14 protein-coding genes are annotated in these 19243 nt (G+C 46.4%); 4 read left to right on the top strand and 10 right to left on the bottom strand.

The features are described 5' to 3' along the window. The first annotated feature begins 187 nt into the window (after positions 1–187). Positions 188–1252 (top strand): outer membrane-stress sensor serine endopeptidase DegS, encoded by a 1065-nt coding sequence (degS, locus tag ACF8CV_RS20370; RefSeq protein ID WP_005490480.1) that lies wholly within the window; start codon positions 188–190, stop codon positions 1250–1252. A gap of 42 nt (positions 1253–1294) precedes the next feature. Here the strand turns inward: degS and parC are convergent, their stop codons facing one another. From parC to nudF, 6 genes are all read right to left on the bottom strand, one after another. Next, positions 1295–3580 (bottom strand): DNA topoisomerase IV subunit A, encoded by a 2286-nt coding sequence (gene parC / locus ACF8CV_RS20375; RefSeq protein WP_005482017.1) that lies wholly within the window; start codon positions 3578–3580, stop codon positions 1295–1297. A 3-nt stretch (positions 3581–3583) separates the two neighbouring features. Next, positions 3584–5464, bottom strand: a complete 1881-nt coding sequence (gene parE, locus ACF8CV_RS20380; protein WP_005457157.1) for a DNA topoisomerase IV subunit B — start codon at positions 5462–5464, stop codon at positions 3584–3586. A gap of 252 nt (positions 5465–5716) precedes the next feature. Further along, on the bottom strand, positions 5717–6301 hold the full coding sequence (gene yqiA, locus ACF8CV_RS20385; protein WP_015296221.1) for an esterase YqiA: 585 nt from the start codon (positions 6299–6301) through the stop codon (positions 5717–5719). A 48-nt stretch (positions 6302–6349) separates the two neighbouring features. Beyond that, a complete protein-coding gene (gene cpdA, locus ACF8CV_RS20390) occupies positions 6350–7156 on the bottom strand; it encodes a 3',5'-cyclic-AMP phosphodiesterase (RefSeq protein ID WP_017449192.1) in 807 nt (268 codons plus the stop codon). A 61-nt stretch (positions 7157–7217) separates the two neighbouring features. Further along, positions 7218–7661, bottom strand: coding sequence for a DUF1249 family protein (locus ACF8CV_RS20395; RefSeq protein WP_005482022.1), 444 nt, complete (start codon positions 7659–7661; stop codon positions 7218–7220). Then, positions 7661–8311, bottom strand: coding sequence for an ADP-ribose diphosphatase (nudF, locus tag ACF8CV_RS20400; protein ID WP_005497056.1), 651 nt, complete (start codon positions 8309–8311; stop codon positions 7661–7663). Before nudF ends, ACF8CV_RS20395 begins: the two co-directional genes overlap by 1 nt. 229 nt (positions 8312–8540) lie before the next feature. On the opposite strand from nudF, the gene vpoC reads away from it, so the two are divergent. Next, positions 8541–9869, top strand: a complete 1329-nt coding sequence (gene vpoC, locus ACF8CV_RS20405) for an efflux RND transporter outer membrane protein VpoC (RefSeq protein ID WP_005455451.1) — start codon at positions 8541–8543, stop codon at positions 9867–9869. 212 nt (positions 9870–10081) lie between these two features. Here vpoC and hldE read toward each other — a convergent pair whose 3' ends face one another. The 3 genes from hldE to ACF8CV_RS20420 all read right to left on the bottom strand — a co-directional run bounded on the left by hldE (position 10082) and on the right by ACF8CV_RS20420 (position 15798). Continuing rightward, positions 10082–11512 (bottom strand): bifunctional D-glycero-beta-D-manno-heptose-7-phosphate kinase/D-glycero-beta-D-manno-heptose 1-phosphate adenylyltransferase HldE, encoded by a 1431-nt coding sequence (hldE, locus tag ACF8CV_RS20410; protein ID WP_005497052.1) that lies wholly within the window; start codon positions 11510–11512, stop codon positions 10082–10084. Positions 11513–11589: 77 nt separating this feature from the next. Continuing rightward, on the bottom strand, positions 11590–14433 hold the full coding sequence (gene glnE, locus ACF8CV_RS20415; RefSeq protein WP_138938662.1) for a bifunctional [glutamate--ammonia ligase]-adenylyl-L-tyrosine phosphorylase/[glutamate--ammonia-ligase] adenylyltransferase: 2844 nt from the start codon (positions 14431–14433) through the stop codon (positions 11590–11592). Positions 14434–14541: 108 nt separating this feature from the next. Next, entirely contained in the window at positions 14542–15798 is a 1257-nt protein-coding gene (locus ACF8CV_RS20420) for a methyl-accepting chemotaxis protein (RefSeq protein WP_005455439.1), read from the bottom strand. Positions 15799–15846: 48 nt separating this feature from the next. Here ACF8CV_RS20420 and ACF8CV_RS20425 point away from each other — a divergent pair, with 48 nt between their 5' ends. Continuing rightward, on the top strand, positions 15847–16665 hold the full coding sequence (locus ACF8CV_RS20425; protein ID WP_005455438.1) for a potassium channel family protein: 819 nt from the start codon (positions 15847–15849) through the stop codon (positions 16663–16665). 62 nt (positions 16666–16727) lie between these two features. Here ACF8CV_RS20425 and ACF8CV_RS20430 read toward each other — a convergent pair whose 3' ends face one another. Then, on the bottom strand, positions 16728–18263 hold the full coding sequence (locus ACF8CV_RS20430; protein ID WP_020840070.1) for an inorganic triphosphatase: 1536 nt from the start codon (positions 18261–18263) through the stop codon (positions 16728–16730). Between the two features lie 212 nt (positions 18264–18475). Between ACF8CV_RS20430 and ACF8CV_RS20435 the strand changes: the two genes are divergently transcribed. Continuing rightward, entirely contained in the window at positions 18476–19156 is a 681-nt protein-coding gene (locus tag ACF8CV_RS20435; RefSeq protein WP_005479163.1) for a TIGR00153 family protein, read from the top strand. The last annotated feature ends 87 nt before the right edge of the window (positions 19157–19243 follow it).

The raw sequence follows: 19243 nt of genomic DNA on the forward strand, positions 1-19243 counted from the left end.
TCTAAAATCAGGGCAAAACCAGACGATTGATTCATCACTCTTGGTGATAAAGCTCGAAGAGTTAATCTTACTATCAATCTGATTATTAAAAGGGCAGTGCGATCACGCACTGCCCTTTTGTTATTTTTCAATGTAATGCTATTCTTCACCTTTCTATGCCATTTTGGCGCTCATGCATGGAGAGGATATGCTTAGCTTTTTATTACGTTCTGTCTTTTTAGGCTTAGCAACCGCTGCCGTTGTACTGCTCGCAGTTCCATCATTGCGCAATAACGTTATTCCTGTCGCGCTCGACCAACAACCGAAAAATATCGCATCTCTTGAATTGTCGTTTAACCAAGCCGTAAGAAGAGCGGCGCCAGCGGTTGTGAATATCTACAGCCGAAAATACGTTGAAAACGATCGCAGTAAACTCTCGACACAAGGGCTGGGTTCTGGGGTTATCGTCAGCGAAAAAGGCTATATCATTACCAACTATCACGTAGTAGCTCAAGCAGACCAAGTCGTTGTTGCATTGCAAGATGGTCGAGCTGCTGCTGCTCAACTTGTTGGCACCGACAAACGCACGGACATTGCCGTTTTACGAGTTGAAGGTTCTAACCTACCTGTCATCCCATTGAATTCCGAATACAAACCTCAGGTTGGTGATGTCGTTTTAGCGATTGGTAACCCATACAACTTAGGGCAAACCACGACCTTCGGCATTATTTCCGCGACAGGTCGCTCTTCTATTAGCGATGGTCGTCAAGCCTTCATCCAAACTGATGCGGCAATCAATGAAGGTAACTCGGGCGGCGCATTGGTGAATACTCAAGGTGAATTGGTAGGCATCAACACCGCATCTTTCCAGCAGGCAACCGATCTTGAAACCTACGGTATCTCATTTGCAATCCCAGCCCCACTCGCCAGCAAAATTATGCAGAAAATCATCGCTGATGGTCGTGTGATTCGCGGCTACATCGGTATTGATGGGCAAGACATCAATGCAGTGACGGCCCGTTTACTAGGAAACGAGCACATTGGCGGTATCGTTGTTTTAGGTATCGACCCAAATGGTCCAGCAAGTGCCGCAGGCTTTGAAAAACAAGACATCATTATCAGTATCGATGGCAATAAAGTTCAGGGCCGTCAAAGCGTGATGGATATCGTCACGGATTTACGCCCAGGCACTTCTGTCGACGTTGGTATCATTCGTAAAGGCAAGGAAATGACTCTAAAAGTCACCATCGCCGAAGACAAACAAGAAGCATAAAAAAATCCCAGCCAATGGCTGGGATTTTTGTTTCTATTCGTTTTATTCGCTTTCGCTCGATTCTTCAGTGCTGCTCGACTCACCAAGCTCAACGTCAATTCGCGTCACTCTCTGTAAGCCTCTTGGCAGCAGACTACCTCGGCGACCACGCTCACCACGGAAGTTCTCAAGATCAGCAGGTTTCAAACCTAGCTTGCGCTTACCAGCGTACAAGGTTAAAGAAGCACCTTGCGGCAACGCGATTAAGTGGGACAACACTTCTTCACGCTCTTTCGCTTTAGCTGCTGGGATGTTGATAATCTTGTTACCTTTACCTTTCGCTAATTGCGGCAAGTCTTTAATTGGGAACAACAACATACGCCCTTGGTTGGTAATCGCTAGAATCTCATCCGAATCCAGATCGCCGACTTCTTTTGGCGTCATCACTTCAGAATTTGCAGGCAACGTAACCAACGCTTTACCGCTGCGGTTCTTCGATAGCAAATCAGCGCCTTTACACACAAAGCCGTAACCAGCATCGGAGCCCACCAGCCATAGCTGATCTTCTTCGCTCATGATCACCTGACGAATACTGCTACCCGCAGTGATGTTCAAGCGACCAGTAATCGGCTCACCTTGACTACGTGCTGATGGCAACGAGTGCGACTCAAGCGAGTAACTTCGACCATCGCTGCCAAGGAAGACCGCCGGCTGACTGCTTTTACCTCGCGCATGCGCCAAGTATTTATCGCCTGACTTGTAGTTCAAGCTTTCCGCATCAACATCGTGTCCTTTCGCATGACGAACCCAACCTTTTTCAGACAGTACAACGGTAATTGGTTCACTTGGTACTAGGTCACGCTCAGTCAGTGCTTTTGCTTCAGCACGTTCAACTAAAGGAGAACGACGGTCATCGCCGTATTTCTCTGCGTCGGCTTTAATTTCTTTCTTAAGCAGTGTGTTCAGACGACGCTCAGAACCAAGCAGCTGCTCTAGCTTCTCACGCTCTTTCTCGAGTTCGTCTTGTTCACCACGGATCTTCATCTCTTCTAGCTTCGCTAGATGACGAAGTTTGGTATCCAGAATCGCATCGGCTTGAATATCGGTAATACCAAAGCGTTCCATCAACACCGCTTTTGGATCGTCTTCGGTACGAATGATCTCAATCACTTCATCTAGGTTGAGGTAAGCAACTAACAAACCTTCTAAGATGTGTAGACGAGCCATCACCTTGTCTAAACGGTATTGTAAACGACGACGCACGGTACTGCGGCGGAACTCAATCCACTCAGATAAGATCTGTACGAGACCTTTCACTTGAGGACGGTTATCCAAGCCAATCATGTTCAAGTTAACACGGTAGCTACGCTCTAGATCAGTAGATGCAAACAAGTGGTTCATCAGCAAATCGCAATCGACGCGATTCGAACGTGGCACGATTACGATGCGAGTTGGGTTCTCATGATCCGATTCGTCACGAAGATCTTCTACCATTGGTAGCTTCTTCGCACGCATTTGGTTTGCGATCTGCTCAAGCAGCTTCGAGCCAGACACTTGATGTGGAATCGACGTGATGACGATGTCTGACCCTTCTTTATGCCATACCGCACGCATCTTGATGCTGCCACGGCCGTTGCGATAGATCTTTTCAATTTCCGCTTGAGGCGAAATGATCTCCGCTTCTGTTGGGTAATCTGGACCTTTCACAAACTGCATAACTTCAGGCAATTCTGCTTTCGGATTGTCGATCAGATGGATAGTTGCGTCAGCCACTTCACGAACGTTGTGAGGTGGGATATCTGTCGCCATACCAACCGCGATACCCGTTACGCCATTCAACAAGATATGAGGTAGACGTGCTGGCAACATTTGAGGCTCTTTCATAGTGCCATCAAAGTTTGGTTGCCATTCCACAGTGCCCTGACCTAACTCACCAAGCAATACTTCTGCAAACTTCGACAGTTTCGCTTCGGTATAACGCATTGCCGCGAAAGATTTCGGGTCATCCGGAGCACCCCAGTTTCCCTGACCATCAACCAGTGGGTAACGGTAAGAGAATGGTTGAGCCATTAATACCATCGCTTCGTAACATGCAGAGTCACCGTGCGGGTGGTATTTACCTAACACGTCACCAACGGTACGTGCAGACTTTTTGTATTTTGCTGATGCCGAAAGACCAAGCTCCGACATCGCGTAAATGATGCGTCGTTGAACCGGTTTTAAACCATCGCCAATGTATGGCAATGCACGGTCCATGATTACGTACATCGAGTAGTTCAGATAAGCGTCTTCAGTGAACTTGCGCATTGGCAACTGTTCAACGCCATCGTAGGTAATTTCTGTAGACATCCGTTAAACCTCTGCCAAATCGCCGTTGTTTTGTAGCCAAGAACGACGGTCATCTGCGCGTTTTTTACCTAGCAGCATGTCCATCATTTCCATAGTGGCTTCAGAGTCGTCGATCGTAAGTTGAACCAAACGACGCGTGTTCGGATCCATTGTGGTCTCGCGTAGCTGAATTGGGTTCATCTCACCCAGACCTTTGAATCGTTGTACGTTGATTTTGGCTTTCTTCTTCGACAAACGTTCTAGAATGCCATCTTTTTCATCGTCATCGAGGGCGTAGAAGACTTCTTTACCACAGTCGATTCGATACAGAGGCGGCATTGCTACATAGATATGACCCGCTTCAACGAGCGCGCGGAAGTGACGAGTAAACAAAGCACACAATAGCGTTGCGATGTGAAGACCGTCCGAGTCCGCATCGGCAAGGATACAAATTTTACCGTAGCGTAGGCTGTCAAGGTTGTCGCTGTCTGGGTCGATACCCAACGCAACCGAGATGTCATGCACTTCTTGAGACGCCAGAACTTGATCGGCAGAGACTTCCCATGTGTTTAGGATCTTACCACGCAGTGGCATTACCGCTTGGAATTCACGATCTCGGGCTTGCTTCGCGCTGCCACCCGCCGAGTCACCCTCCACGAAGAAGATTTCGGTGCGATTTAAGTCTTGTACGGAACAGTCGGTTAACTTACCTGGCAAGGCAGGACCCGATGCGACTTTTTTACGTACGACTTTCTTGCTTGCGCGCATACGACGGTGGGCGTTAGCAATACACACTTCCGCTAGTTGCTCTGCAAGTTGAGGCTTTTCGTTTAGCCACAGACTGAATGCATCTTTTACCACACCAGAAACAAACGCTGCGGTTTGACGAGAAGAAAGACGCTCTTTAGTCTGACCAGCAAACTGTGGATCTTGGATCTTAACCGACAACACGTACGAACAACGGTCGAAGACATCATCGCCCGTTAGCTTCACACCACGTGGTAGCAAGTTGCGGAATTCACAAAACTCACGCATCGCATCCAACAGACCTTGGCGAAGACCATTTACGTGTGTACCACCCTGAGCTGTTGGGATAAGGTTCACGTAACTTTCGGTGATCATCTCGCCGCCTTCTGGCTGCCAGATTACTGCCCAGTTTGCTGCTTCTGTGTCTGCAGAAAACTCCCCAGTAAACGGTTCTTCTGGTAGTACTGGGTAACCTTTTACGCCTTCGGCTAGATAGTCTTTCAAACCATCTTCGTAGTACCACTGGTAGTCTTTGTTGTTTACTTTATCGGTAAACGTAATTTCTAGACCTGGGCAAAGTACCGCTTTCGCTCGTAGGTTGTTCACCAAACGAGTTACAGAGAAGTTAGCTGAATCGAAATACTTCGCATCCGGCCAAAAGTGCACGCTAGTACCGCGATTGCGGCGACCACATGTGCCCGTTACAGTAAGGTCTGATACTTTGTCACCGTGCTCAAAAGCAATTTCGTACACTTGACCATCACGACGTACCGTCACTTCAACTCGCTTAGACAGCGCGTTTACTACTGAGATACCTACACCGTGCAAACCACCTGAAAACTGGTAGTTTTTGTTGGAGAATTTACCACCCGCATGGAGCTTACATAAGATCAGCTCAACACCAGATACTTTCTCTTCAGGGTGGATATCAACAGGCATGCCTCGACCATCATCGATCACTTCTAGTGATTGGTCAGCATGTAGGATGACTTGTACTTTTGAGGCATGTCCGGCTAGCGCTTCATCGACACTGTTATCGATAACTTCTTGGCCCAAGTGGTTTGGGCGCGCTGTATCCGTATACATCCCTGGTCGGCGACGTACTGGCTCAAGGCCATTCAGTACTTCAATGGCACCAGCATTATATTGTTCAGTCATAATACGGAATTGTTCTCAAAGTTTACTTGTTACCCAAGTCTTACCTATCGGTAAGCACATACTCAGGAAACGAAAAAGCTACCCTGTCAGCATCGTTAAGTGTTTATAAATCTGATGCATAACAACGTAGCCAGGGTCGATGACCCTTAAGATCTTTAGGCAAAACATAGTCGGAAAGCATACCGCCTATGTCAAGAAACAGTTGGATATATCAATAAAAACTATGAGCCTATTCCAATCGTCTCATTAGTATTACAGTTCAAGGAATTCGATAATCTTAGCAGGATAACGCTCAAAGCCAACAAAACTGTGATCACCGCCTTGTTCTACCGTTTGCTTAGCTTTTGCAAACTTATCTACCGCTTGGCGATAGTCTAAAACCTCGTCTTCGGTTTGCTGTAACAACCAGAAAGAGTTAGGCGACGCGATGCTTTGTACATCAAGAGCTTTTAACTCGTCAATATGACAAGCTTCAAGTGTATAGGTTTCATGCGTGTATGGGTTGGTTTGCTCCCCCAAATAATCAACAAGCAACTCATAAGGTTTAACTGCAGGGTTCACGACAACCGCTTTAAAACCGTACTTCGCGTTTAACCACGTCGACATGTAACCACCAAGCGAGCTACCCACTAAGCCAATGTTGTAGTCGTCTTTGTATTGCTCAACAATATCCAACAACAATTGAGCGGCTTGTTCAGGAAAGCAAGGCAATTGTGGGACGATGACTTTGATGTCCGGACGATGCTGCGCGCAATATTCTCTCATTAAATTGGCTTTCATTGAGAGCGGTGAGCTGTTGAAACCGTGGATGTACAATAGAAGTGAAGGTTTACTCATAGAAGTCTCGCATGAAAAAGCGAGCCCGAACTTAGAGCTCGGGCATCATTAATATCCGTTGGAAGAGAAATCTGGCTGGAATTGGCCTTCTGGTAAACGGTCGACATGGGTTGTGATGTCGCCGTTGGTGTGCAGTTCTAGCTCACGCCAACCTGGGGATGTGGTATCAAGCGCGAAATCATCGGAATTCGGCTTAAACTGGACACACGTTGATGGTGTTGCCATCACTCGAATACCTTTGTGTATTACGTTCATGTCTTGATGAACATGCCCACACAAAATGCCTTTTACATTGTCGAATCGATCCACAACTTGCCAAAACGCTTCTGCGTCTTTCAACGTATGCTGGTCAAGCCAAGCGCTCCCCACCAGCAAAGGATGGTGATGCAATAAAACCAGTGTATGACGCTCAGGAAATTCCGTTAATTTCTCTTCCAAAAGAGTCAACTGCTGATCGCTTAAACGCCCATGAGGCACGCCTACTACTTGAGAATCAAGCAAAATCAATTGCCACTTTTCACCCAGCAACACATGTTCTGCCGCTTGAATTTGTGGTGAAGGTAACACACTTCCCATATTGGGTTTGTAATCGTGATTTCCCGGCAGCCAATAACAATCCTTTTGCAGCGGCGCAATGCCATCAGCAAATCGTTGATAAGACTCGGCGCTATGATCCTGTGAAATATCGCCAGTCGCTAAAATGTAATCAAACCCCACTTTGCGGCGCAAAACTTCGTTAACCACAGCAGAAAAGCTGTCGGCTGTTTTTACGCTCAGCAAACTTCCCTCGTCTGCAGCGAACAGATGAGTATCCGTGATTTGTAAAAGTTTGATGCTGTCATTCGATGATTGCAAAATGAAAACCTGATTCGTTCACTCTATAGTTTCTTGTTATTTTCCTTGAATGACGTGACGATCAATTGAAGGCAAGCGGCGTTCTACTAATGCCACTTCGTAGACAAAACGTCAGCCATTCACCAAGGAACGTATTAAGTTGATGCTTTTCATCTCTCTGCATCAACTGGTCATTGGGATAATCATATTTAGCTTTAATGCGTGAGAACTCTCCGCTTGAGCATACTTCAGCAACTCTCGCATCGTGATAAAGCCTGACAGACATCGTCGGCAAAGGAAACACTGGCGTTTCATCACTCTGACATATCTCAACAACTGTGGTGTATTTTGTGATTTCATTCACGGTCAGTTGGTAAACCATGTTCGCCGCTTGATAGCAACGTACATCCCCAACCTCAGCAGAGACAGGCAGTAAGGCATTTAACTTAGCGTAATTGGTCTCATAGGTTCTCATCAGACCCGCTAAATCAACATGATATCGCTGTTTTTCAGCCACCTGCGCCATTACTTACTCTCCACTATTTGGGGATATCCCCATTGTGACCTCAACTCTTGATGGTTTAATTGCAACCATTGCAACGCAATAATAGAAGCACCATTCTCAAATATTCCGTCTTTCACCCATTGGTACGCTTGTTCACGACTTAGCACATGAACTCGAATGTCTTCATCTTCATAGTCTAAACCATGAATGCCGTGCGCTTTAGAAGCATCAACTTCACCAACAAACACATCCAGTTTTTCAGAACATCCACCGGAAGAAGGATAATAAGACGTGACTGATGCCACTCGCCCTACGGTAATGCCGGCTTCTTCTTCGGCTTCACGGCGAATCACCTCTTCTGCGGATTCATCGCGATCGATCATACCAGCGACAATTTCTAGCTGCCAAGGGTGTTCATGTTCCAATGCGCCAATGCGGATCTGCTCAATGATAACCACTTGATCCGTTTTAGGATCGTAGGGCAGCATTGCCGCGGCATGGCCACGCTCGAACATTTCTCGTTCAACCACGTCGCTCCAACCACCAGCGAATAGCTTATGCTTAAAACGGTACTTCACCATTTTAAAGAAGCCTTCAAACACAGATTCTTTCGAGATGATTTCTACGTCTCGTGAAGTAAACTCATCTTGTCGTTTGTCACACTGTTGCATTCAACACCTCTCTGAGTGAATCTTGTAGTTTACTCATTGTTAATCACTTGCTCAAAGGACTTGGCTCAACTTTTTGTACAATAGTTATAATTTATTTTAAGTCTGAGTCAAAAATTTATTGCACAGATGGATAATTACGTGTAAAAAAGTGCAAACTTTAGAGTAAATATCGTTCAAATTGAGTTAAACTACTGAGAATTAACCAATCTATTGACCGCGGGAATAGAAAATGAAAAAATTGCTTCCACTATTTATCAGTGCAGCGCTAGGTGGCATAAGTTCTTCTGCATGGGCAGATTCTTTAGCTGAAATCTACGACTTAGCAAAGCAAAATGACCCACAATTGCTCAGTGTAGCAGCACAGCGTGACCGAGCTTTTGAAGCAATCACCTCTAGCCGTAGTGCTCTATTACCACAAATCAACCTAACAGCGGGTTACAACCTGACTCGTGGCGATACAGAATACGATTCAAATCTTATTAGTGACGTGTCAAACGACTCAAATGCCCTAACTGCTGGCGTTAACTTCTCGCAAGAACTTTACAACCGCGCATCTTGGATCACATTAGATACTGCTGAAAAAAGCGCTCGCCAAGCAGATGCTACTTACGCAGCAGCACAACAAGGTTTGATCCTTCGCGTATCTCAAGCGTACTTCGAAGTATTGCGCGCTCAAGACAATCTAGTCTTCGTTCGTGCAGAGAAAGCAGCTGTTGGTCGCCAACTAGAGCAAACAAAACAACGCTTCGAAGTTGGTTTGTCGGCAATCACTGACGTTCACGATGCTCAAGCTCAGTACGATGCAGTACTAGCGGATGAAGTGTTGGCAGAAAATGACCTGATCAACAGCTACGAATCGCTACGTGAAATCACTGGTCAAGAACACAAAAACTTAAACGTTCTTGATACTAACCGTTTCTCTGCAACACGTACGAACAGCCCTGCTGAAACGTTGATCGATGAAGCGAAAACGAAGAACCTTAGCCTATTGTCAGCTCGTATTTCACAAGACATCGCGCGCGACAACATCTCGCTAGCTAGCTCTGGTCACCTACCAACACTGTCTCTAGACGGTGGTTACAACTACGGTGATACTTCAAACAGTGCTCGTGATAACACGACGGATAACTTCAATATTGGCGTTAACCTAGCAGTGCCACTTTACACTGGTGGCAACGTGACATCACAAACCAAACAAGCTGAGTTTGCGTACGTTGCAGCAAGCGAAGATCTTGAAGCTCAGTACCGTAGCGTAGTGAAAGATGTTCGTGCACAAAACAACAACATCAACGCTTCTATTGGTGCGTTAAAAGCGTATGAGCAATCGGTAGTTTCAGCGAGATCTGCGCTAGAAGCGACAGAAGCTGGTTTTGATGTAGGTACTCGTACTATCGTTGATGTTCTAGACGCAACTCGTCGCCTATACGATGCGAACAAAAACCTTTCAGACGCTCGTTACAACTACATCCTGAGTGTTCTTCAGCTTCGCCAAGCGGTTGGTACACTAAGCGAACAAGACATCTTGGATGTGGATGCAGGTTTGAAACCAGCGAAATAACGTTCAGTTATACAATGAAATTAAAACGCCAGTTGATTCTTCAACTGGCGTTTTTTGTTGTCTATCATTCGATGCAAATTACCTAACATTGTACGCCTAGCGATTATCTCGCAAATGCATTGCTATACCAAAACGTAGGACAGTAAGCATAGAAAAACAAAAAGGCCGCTTTGCAGCGACCTTTCAGATAGTGTTGTTCAAAGCAGTAAGGCTTAGCCTTTGCCGCCTTTAATTGCATTGATGATTTCGCTGGTTGAGCAACCATCTTCAAAGTTCAAAACACGAACTTCACCACCTGCCGCAATCACTTCTTTACCACCGGCAATCTCTTCTGGTTTGTAGTCACCGCCTTTAACTAACATGCTTGGCAGCACTTCAGAGATCAGACGCTGTGGCGTATCTTCACTAAACGGTACAACCCAGTCAACTGCACCTAAACCTGCCAATACTGCCATACGGCGATCGGTTGGGTTTACTGGACGACCAGGGCCTTTTAAACGCTTTACAGACTCATCGGTATTTACTGCGACAATTAGGCGATCACCTAGCTCAGCAGCATGATTAAGGTAAGACACATGACCAGCGTGAAGAATATCAAAACAGCCATTGGTCATGACGACTTTCTCGCCACGAGCACGTGCTTTTTTCACCGCTTCGATCAGTGCTTTTTCTGAGATGACACCAAAGTCGGTATCTTGACTGCCATGAACCGCTTCTGCCAATTCAATTTCAGACAGCGTCGACGTACCCAGTTTACCCACGACAACGCCAGCAGCTGCGTTAGCAAGTGCACACGCTTCTTCAAAGGATTTACCTGCCGCAACCGATGCTGCAAGTACAGAAATCACCGTGTCACCAGCACCTGTTACGTCGTAGACTTCTTTCGCTTGCGTTGGTAGATGGAATGGCTCTTGGCCACGACGAATCAACGTCATACCGTGCTCACTACGTGTTACCAATAGCGCTTCAAAATCAAACTCTTCAACAAGTGCCAGAGCTTTCTCTACCAGCTCTTGATCCGATTTCACTTTACCGACCACATCTTCAAACTCTTTCATGTTTGGTGTCAGTAGAGTTGCACCGCGGTAACGTTCAAAGTCCGCACCTTTAGGATCAATGAAAACAGGAATATTCGCGGCTCGCGCTTTCTGAATGTACGCTTGAACGTGCTCTAGAGAGCCTTTTGCGTAGTCAGACATGATCACCGCTTTCACGTTTGGTAGCGCTGCATCCATACGAGACAGAACCGGGGTCGCGTCGGTATTCTCAAACTTATCTTCGAAGTCAAGACGGATAAGTTGCTGGCCACGGCTCATAACGCGTAATTTAGTAATGGTTGGATAATCAGGCAGCGCAACAAAATCACACTTCACGTTCAATGCGCTGAGTGTTTCCGTTAGCACTTTTGCTGGCTCATCTTCACCAGTCAGACCAACAATGTGAGCATGACCACCTAGTGACGCGATGTTCATCGCAACGTTCGCAGCACCACCCGGACGCTCTTCATTGTTTTCTACTTTTACAACAGGTACTGGTGCTTCTGGCGAGATACGTCCAGTTGGGCCATACCAGTAACGGTCTAGCATGACATCACCGATGATGAGCACACCAGCGCTGTTGTAATCAGGTAGAATTGGTTTCATTATTGGTCTCCAAAAATTAAATCGTGGTGAGTTTAGCACAGCCTTTTTCTAGGCTGAACCTTGAGCACTACTTCTACTTAGGCGAACCACTGGTTCCATGCTTGCTTCACCCATTCTCTTTCTGCAACAAACTTATCTTCAACCACATCTGCATCCAAATTAAGTAGGTTTCTGAGATGTATTTCGTTACGCATCGTCGTATACGCGCGTATCAGTTGCATCGCTTGGTCTTCTTCCATGACACCTTGAGCAATTAGCGTTTCATATATTCGGACATTGTCACACCAACGCGTAAGCTTAGGTTTCTCGTGACTATAGTTAAGCACCAAATATTGAGCCAGAAATTCGATATCGGTAATACCACCGACGTCTTGCTTGATCATGAAGCGACCAGATTTCTTACCGCCTAAATGATCGCGCATTTTTTCACGCATCTCGACGACTTCTTTTTTCAACGTTTGCTCATCACGCGGTTTACACAACACATCATGACGGGTGTTATGGAAAGCAATCGCCAATGGTTCATCACCATAAATCATGCGAGCGCGCACTAAAGCTTGATGCTCCCAAGTCCACGCATCTTGATGTTGATAATCATCAAACGCATCGGTTGGACTCACCAACAGGCCGGACGCACCAGAAGGACGTAAGCGAGTGTCCACTTCGTATAGAATGCCTGATGCGGTGCGGGTTGAGAAAATATGGATGATGCGCTGTGCTAAACGAAGGTAGAACTGGCGGCCGTCAATTTCCTTCTTCCCATCGGTGTATACATTAACTGGGCAGTCGTGCATAAAGACAATATCTAAGTCTGAGTTGTAGCCCAACTCCCATCCACCGACTTTACCATAACCGATCACGGCAAAGCCTTTGCCTTCACGGTCTTTCACGTGTGTTGGCTCGCCGTATTTTTCAGACACTTGAAGCCACGCTTGGCTGACCACCGCTTCAACAATGGCTTCTGCTAGATAAGTTAAGTGATCACTTACTTTCATGACTGGCAGCACGCCAGCGATATCCGCCGCCGCGATACGCAAAATACAAATTTGCTTAAACTGACGCAGCGCTTCCATTTGCTGCTCCATATCATCTTCGGGAATACGGGCAAGGAAATCGCGCAATTCAGTGCGATAGCTATCGAGTGGAATTGGGTTGTACAGCTGTTGAGGATCTATCAACTCATCCAGAAGGATTGGATAACGAGACAACTGTTCGGAAATCATTGGACTTGCGGTACACAAGCGCACTAACTGCACCAATGCGGCAGGGTGTTCATCCAACAATTCTAAGTACGTCGTGCGCGTGCAAATATTATGCAGTAAATGTAACACTCGCGGTAAACCAAATTGAGCATCTGGGTGGGCAAACACCGCATCAAACACTTTGGGCATCAAGCGGTTTAAGACCTCTCGCCCACGGGGGCCGAGCGTTTTCTTGGCCAAGTCGGCTTTAAAGTTGATGATAGCTTTAGAGAATATGGCGGGCTCTTCAACTTGAATGTCCTGCTCTAAAATCAGCTCTAGCACATCTTGTTTATTGGCCATATCCCATAATTCATGGAAATGACGAGCAATCGTGCTGCCCTCATCTTCTTCGTCGTCACCAATCAAGGTTTCAAATACTTGATGCACTTTGTTCATGTGCTGCTGAGTTTGTTCGATGAGCAGATCCCACGACTCTAGCTGCATCGCAGTTGCCAGTTTTAAACGCTCGATGTCGCAATCGGGCAGCGTCTGGGTCTGCTTATCCGCCATGGCTTGCAGTAGGTTTTCTAGCCGGCGTAAATATTTATATGCCGCTTCTAGATTACTGACTTCTTGCGGGGTTAACAGCGCAAGCTCTTCAATACCATTTAAGGTTTCGAGCAAGCCACGATTGCGCAAAGATGGCTCTCGCCCGCCACGAATCAGTTGGAAAACTTGCGCGATAAACTCAATTTCTCGAATACCACCAGCGCCCAGCTTGATGTTGTTGGTTAAACCGCGACGTCGCACTTCACTGCTGATCATTGATTTCATACGGCGCAACGACTGAATCGCACTAAAGTCGATGTAACGACGGAACACAAACGGACGCAACATTTTGCGTAGCTCTTGATATTGCGGATACATTTCGCATCCCATCACGCGCGCTTTGATCATCGCGTAACGTTCCCAGTCTCGTCCTTGCTCTTGGTAGTAATCTTCCAACGCAGCATAGCTCATGACCAACGGGCCGCTTTCTCCAAATGGACGCAACCGCATGTCGACACGATAACAAAAACCATCAAACGTCTGTTGATCGAGTGCTTTGATGATCCGCTGACCAAGACGAGTAAAGAACTGCGCGTTAGCAATACTGCGGCGGGCACCTTGGGTTTCGCCGTTTTCAGGGTAAGTAAAAATCAGGTCGATATCGGAAGAGAAATTCAGTTCACCGCCGCCTAGCTTGCCCATCCCAATGATCAACATCGGTTGAGCTTCACCCTCTGCATTTGTTGGCGTTCCCCATTCTGCGCAGCAAATTTTGTATTGCCATTGGTATGTCTCAAAGATCATCGCCTCTGCCAATTGGGACAAATGACGTAATGACTCTTCAAGTGTCCAAGCATGTAAGAAGTCTTTCCACGCGATGTAGACCATTTCTCGATTTCGGAACTGACGCAGAACGCGATGACCAGAGATTTCATCTGGGCATTCTGCCAATAAAGCGGCCAGACGGGTGCGATAAGCTTGGTGTCGGCTAAGCTCACTTAACATCGTTGGTAACTGCTGCGCGAGAGCCTCGTCACGGTGAATGGTTTCCGTAATAAATTGGCTCAACGCCGAGACGTAATGAAACTGCTCTACGACCTCATTTGGCCATGATTGAAGGTAACCCGCTTCTTGGGCATTTTGAACGGCAGATTCGGCGACAGAGACCAGTGACGAAGGCAGCTGCATGTTTCTTCCTTGTGTGAAAAGCACGGTGATTCATTCTTTATACCAGACTTAAAGCAAATAAAAACGCCCACAAAAGGTTTGTGGGCGTTTTATCAAATCCAATTCGCTTTATACGCTAAATGACTTAATCTTCTTATCTAGCTCTTCGGCGTTACTTTGCATCATTTCAGAGGTTTCCAGTAACTCTGTGACCACCACGACCGATGCTTCAACCAGCTCACGAACGTTCGTTAAGTTCTGGCTCATTTCTTCCGCTACACTGCTTTGTTGTCCTGAAGCGGTGGCAATTTGGAAGTTCATGTCGTTGATTTGTGTTACTTGAGCAACAATGCCATCAAGCTCACTACCCGCGTTAGAAACCAGTTCCACGCCTTCAGCAGCTTCGACAACACTTTTCTCCATCAAATCAACCGCAGAAGTCGCGCTGGCCTGTAGCTGAGTGATCATTTCTTGAATTTCCACCGTCGCTTGTTGCGTGCGCTGCGCAAGGTTACGAACTTCGTCCGCCACCACAGCAAAACCACGCCCTGCTTCACCAGCACGCGCCGCTTCAATCGCCGCATTCAAAGCAAGCAAGTTGGTTTGCTCAGAGATGCCTTGAATCGTACCCACTACGCTACCAATCGACTCAACACGCTCTTCGACTTGGTTTACGGCTTGTGCAGAAGACGCAATATCTGAAGATAGCTCGCTCATTTTCGCTACTGTGCTTTGCAAGAACTGTTGACCCGTTACGGCTTGCGTGGACGCCTGTTCCGTCAAAGAAGAAGCCGTTTGAGCATGATCGGCCACCGTTTGTACGGTCGATGACATCTCGCTCATGGCCGTCGCCAGCTGGTCAATCTCGTTGAACTCTTCTTGCGCCGACTCTTTAGTTTCTGACATGCTCAACGTCATCACTTCCGTCAGTGTCGCTAGCTCGTCGGATGCGTTGATTTGCATTTGAATCACGTCATGCAGTTGGCGACGCGTTTTCTCTAGCTCTCGTGCCACATCTCCGTATTCATCTTTACAGTCCATACCAAACGGTACCGACAAGTTTTTGCTCGCCATTAATTTGATGGCTTCATTGAGATACTGAGTTTGGCGCAGCATTACGCGTGCGGCGGCCAACAGTAAAGCCACAAAAACGACGATAAGTAGCGCGGTCTGCCACACGACTTGAGTCAAATACGCTTCATAATGTTGTTGAGCAACTTGCGCATTTTGAGTGGCTGCTAAAAGTGAATCGTAAAATGTGTTTGCGTCCCAAAGTTGTTTTGCCACGATCAGAACGGTACTGAATACCATCAACATGACCATTTTCGGTACAAGTCGAATGTCGGATATGACCCTTTCCCATGGCTTGAATGCCAGCTTTTCCATTGTCAGTTCTCCACTGAGTCTTATATAGTTTTTACATCTCTTATAGTTATGTTTGCGCTTGGGTTCTATCACGCGATTTATTTCGAGCTTCGTATGAAAAATAATGATATCAAAGACAGCACTCGACCGATGGGCCTGCTGTCACTAATCTTGTCCTTTATGGCGTTATTTGTGATCTCTGGCCTGTTGTTTTTTCCAATCGATAACGAAACCCGTCAAGTTCTTATCGGTCTGGATTTTATAATCTGTAGTATTTTTCTATTGCAGCTCACCATTGATTTGATCCGCTCCACAGATCGACGTTCATTTATTAAGCTGCATTGGATAGATTTTGTGGCCAGCATCCCAATGATCGAGCCATTACGCTTTGCTCGCATCTTTCATATTTTGCGCGTGGTGTTGGTGCTGCGCTCTTCAAAGTTCATTCTGCATCAGCTCAAAGAAAACCGCCGAGAAACCACTGTCGCGTCCATATTGCTGTTGATGGTGATCCTCATAACGCTCGGTTCCACCGCCATGCTGTTTATCGAAGCCAAAAACCCAGCTGCGAACATCCGTACTGGAGCTGATGCTTTGTGGTGGGTCTTTGTGACCATCTCCACTGTGGGTTACGGCGATCATTATCCAGTGACCTCTGGAGGAAAGTTTTTAGCCGTCATCATCATCGTTTGTGGAGTGGGGATCTTCGGTATGATCTCTGGTGTGATTACGTCGATTTTAACCGCTCCGACTAAACAGCAAGATCACCGTTCTAAGAACAAAGAGCGGATGTTAGAACAGCTATTAGAACAGCAAGAACAAATCCTTGAGCGACTAACTCTTATCGAAGAGGAAATGCAGCAACGCAAAATTCAGACAAAAAAATAGGACCTATCGGTCCTATTTCTCTTTAAATTAATGAAGATAACGCGGCTTTACACTCGCCTATCTTATTTTTCACGCCAGTACGGCTGAGTCTCTACGCTGATTGCTCTTGTTTGATCCATTGCATGAAGAATCGAACGCTCTTGGCGGTGCAGCCAACGTTCTAGCTGTTCTTTCTCTTCATTTTCCAGCATATCGACCAAAGGCAATAGATGGTTCAGCATCAACAGATCATCAATGCCATGCACTAAGTCAGCCCAAGGAAGGCGGAAACTATTACGCTCGTCGAAGTTGTACAAGCTCGCAAAACCAATTCCAGTGTAAAGGTTACGCAGCAGACGGTAACGCTGATCCACATACTCTTGCGCAGACAAATCACGCTCTGCAGGGAAAGCTTCCATCAGCTCTGCCCAAGTGCGATCCAATTGCGTCACAGAAAACGGCATGATGTTGCTTGCCATCTTCTCGCGCGCTTTCTCATCCAAGAATGGCTGCCAGCCACGTGCTAAGATCCAGCGGCTAAGATCCAGCAGTAATCCTGTGTAACGCGCCGAACTCAACAATGTCAGCATCTCTTCACGACTTGGCAACTCTTCCAACTGTTGAGTCAACTCGGAGACAAGGAACTTACGCGCGTCAAGTTTGCGCAATACGTTTCCTTTATCATCAAGCAACTCTTCAAGGTGAGCATGTTCATCAAGCCAAACTAGCTCTTCTTCTAACCACTTCAATTCTTGACGCAAGATAGCGCTCGCACGACGAGGCACTACGCCACCAAAAATGGTCAATGTTTGGCGAATAAAACGAATGGCGTTACTGATTTCACGCAGTGCTTCCACACTGTCGCGCTCTGAGTAAATTTGTTCGTGGTAATGCCAATGCGATAAAGCATGTTCAAGTGAATTGATTAAGCAGTATTCAACGGTGTCTGTTTTGTTACTGTCCACTAAAGAAAGCGGCTTCACTTCGTCGCCAGTGTAACCAGTCGCTAAACGGTAGCCTTTTGCGGCTTTGCTCAAGTTACCCAGGCGCATCCCACCTTGTTCGCAGAAACTGCGCGCCAAAGTAAATAGTGCATCGGTCTGGCCAGATTTGAGTTCAAGTTCGACTTCACAAATCGGTTCTTGTCTCTCTTCTCCGTCTTCCCCTTGCGCGACAACCATGCCTTGGTCAAACGCGACCTCTACTTGGCTGCCATCTGGCATACCAATCAGCCACTGCTCACGCGTGAAGTTGGTCGAAAAAAGCGGAACTAACTCGGATTGTAGAGTCGCGACATCTTTGCCTGACGGCCAGATATCGGAAGGATGAAGCGAAAGATCCGGTTCATTATTTGTGTGCTCAGCATTGTATTCTGGTCTTTGATGTAAGCCTGCGACAACGCGTCCTGCGGTTTTTACGGTTTGGACGAAAACGTCATCAAAACGGCGAATTCTTAAACCAATGTCGTGCTGTCTTAGCCAATTGTCGGCTGTATCAAAATAGGTGTTACCCAAGTCACGACAACTATGCTGAAGTACTTTTGTTTCAGAAATTTTTGCTCGTAAAGTTTCTGAAAATTCAGGAGAAACAAAAAACTTCAGTTCTATCTCGGTTTCCATAGCTATACCTTTCAAAGCAGATAGAAACAGGATATTGCCTAATTTCTCGCACGGCAAGAAAGAAATATCACCCGAATGATGATCTAAAACAGTTTTAATGAGCCATTTAATGCGTTAACATGCGCGCCTTTATAGCCATCGTTCAACATTTCGCCAAGAACTAAGAAATGGTGTATGTTTTTTTAAGGTTATAGTTATTAGGTTGAATGACCATGCCAGTAAATACAATTATGGGGTTATTTGCAAAGTCCCCAATTAAGCCTTTGCAACGCCACGTTGTGTGTGTCAACGAATGTTGTTCACACCTGGTGAAGTTCTTTGAAGTTTCTTCAAAGGGTGACTGGGAAAAAGCATCTGAGATCCGTGCACAAATTTCTCATCTAGAGAAAGAAGCGGACGTGCTAAAACGTGAAATCCGTCTAAAACTGCCTCGCGGTTTGTTTATGCCAGTCGATCGTACTGACATGCTTGAGCTTCTGACTCAACAGGACAAACTTGCTAACCTGGCAAAAGACATTGCTGGCCGTGTATATGGTCGACAACTTGTCATTCCTGAGGCTCTCCAACCAAACTTCCTCGCTTACGTTCAACGTTGTCTTGATGCTGCTAACCAAGCGCAAAAAGTAATCAATGAACTTGATGAACTGCTAGAAACCGGCTTCAAAGGCCGCGAAGTGACGCTCGTCGCTGAAATGATTCATCAGTTGGACGTTATTGAAGATGATACCGATGCCATGCAGATTGAACTGCGCCAACAACTGATGGCGATTGAATCTGAAATGAACCCTATCGATGTCATGTTCTTGTACAAGATTCTTGAATGGGTAGGTGGTATTGCCGACCAAGCGCAGCGCGTAGGTGCTCGTTTGGAAGTGATGCTATCTCGATCTTAAAACATAAGTTAACGACATAACGAAGAGCATAATGAACACGTGTCAGATGGACGATGACTATTTTCACCGTCTTATGGTTTGGCGCGC

This window comes from Vibrio sp. zbq_1 (assembly GCF_043102935.1).
GTDB lineage: Bacteria > Pseudomonadota > Gammaproteobacteria > Enterobacterales > Vibrionaceae > Vibrio > Vibrio parahaemolyticus.

Excerpts from the sequence above, each read along its gene's own strand:
- parE (WP_005457157.1), bottom strand. The coding sequence starts at position 5,464 with ATGACTGAACAATATAATGCTGGTGCCATTGAAGTACTGAATGGCCTT.
- ACF8CV_RS20425 (WP_005455438.1), top strand. The coding sequence starts at position 15,847 with ATGTTTGCGCTTGGGTTCTATCACGCGATTTATTTCGAGCTTCGTATG.
- vpoC (WP_005455451.1), top strand. The coding sequence starts at position 8,541 with ATGAAAAAATTGCTTCCACTATTTATCAGTGCAGCGCTAGGTGGCATA.
- glnE (WP_138938662.1), bottom strand. The coding sequence starts at position 14,433 with ATGCAGCTGCCTTCGTCACTGGTCTCTGTCGCCGAATCTGCCGTTCAA.
- ACF8CV_RS20420 (WP_005455439.1), bottom strand. The coding sequence starts at position 15,798 with ATGGAAAAGCTGGCATTCAAGCCATGGGAAAGGGTCATATCCGACATT.
- degS (WP_005490480.1), top strand. The coding sequence starts at position 188 with ATGCTTAGCTTTTTATTACGTTCTGTCTTTTTAGGCTTAGCAACCGCT.
- parC (WP_005482017.1), bottom strand. The coding sequence starts at position 3,580 with ATGTCTACAGAAATTACCTACGATGGCGTTGAACAGTTGCCAATGCGC.
- yqiA (WP_015296221.1), bottom strand. The coding sequence starts at position 6,301 with ATGAGTAAACCTTCACTTCTATTGTACATCCACGGTTTCAACAGCTCA.
- nudF (WP_005497056.1), bottom strand. The coding sequence starts at position 8,311 with ATGCAACAGTGTGACAAACGACAAGATGAGTTTACTTCACGAGACGTA.
- ACF8CV_RS20430 (WP_020840070.1), bottom strand. The coding sequence starts at position 18,263 with ATGGAAACCGAGATAGAACTGAAGTTTTTTGTTTCTCCTGAATTTTCA.
- ACF8CV_RS20435 (WP_005479163.1), top strand. The coding sequence starts at position 18,476 with ATGCCAGTAAATACAATTATGGGGTTATTTGCAAAGTCCCCAATTAAG.
- hldE (WP_005497052.1), bottom strand. The coding sequence starts at position 11,512 with ATGAAACCAATTCTACCTGATTACAACAGCGCTGGTGTGCTCATCATC.
- ACF8CV_RS20395 (WP_005482022.1), bottom strand. The coding sequence starts at position 7,661 with ATGGCGCAGGTGGCTGAAAAACAGCGATATCATGTTGATTTAGCGGGT.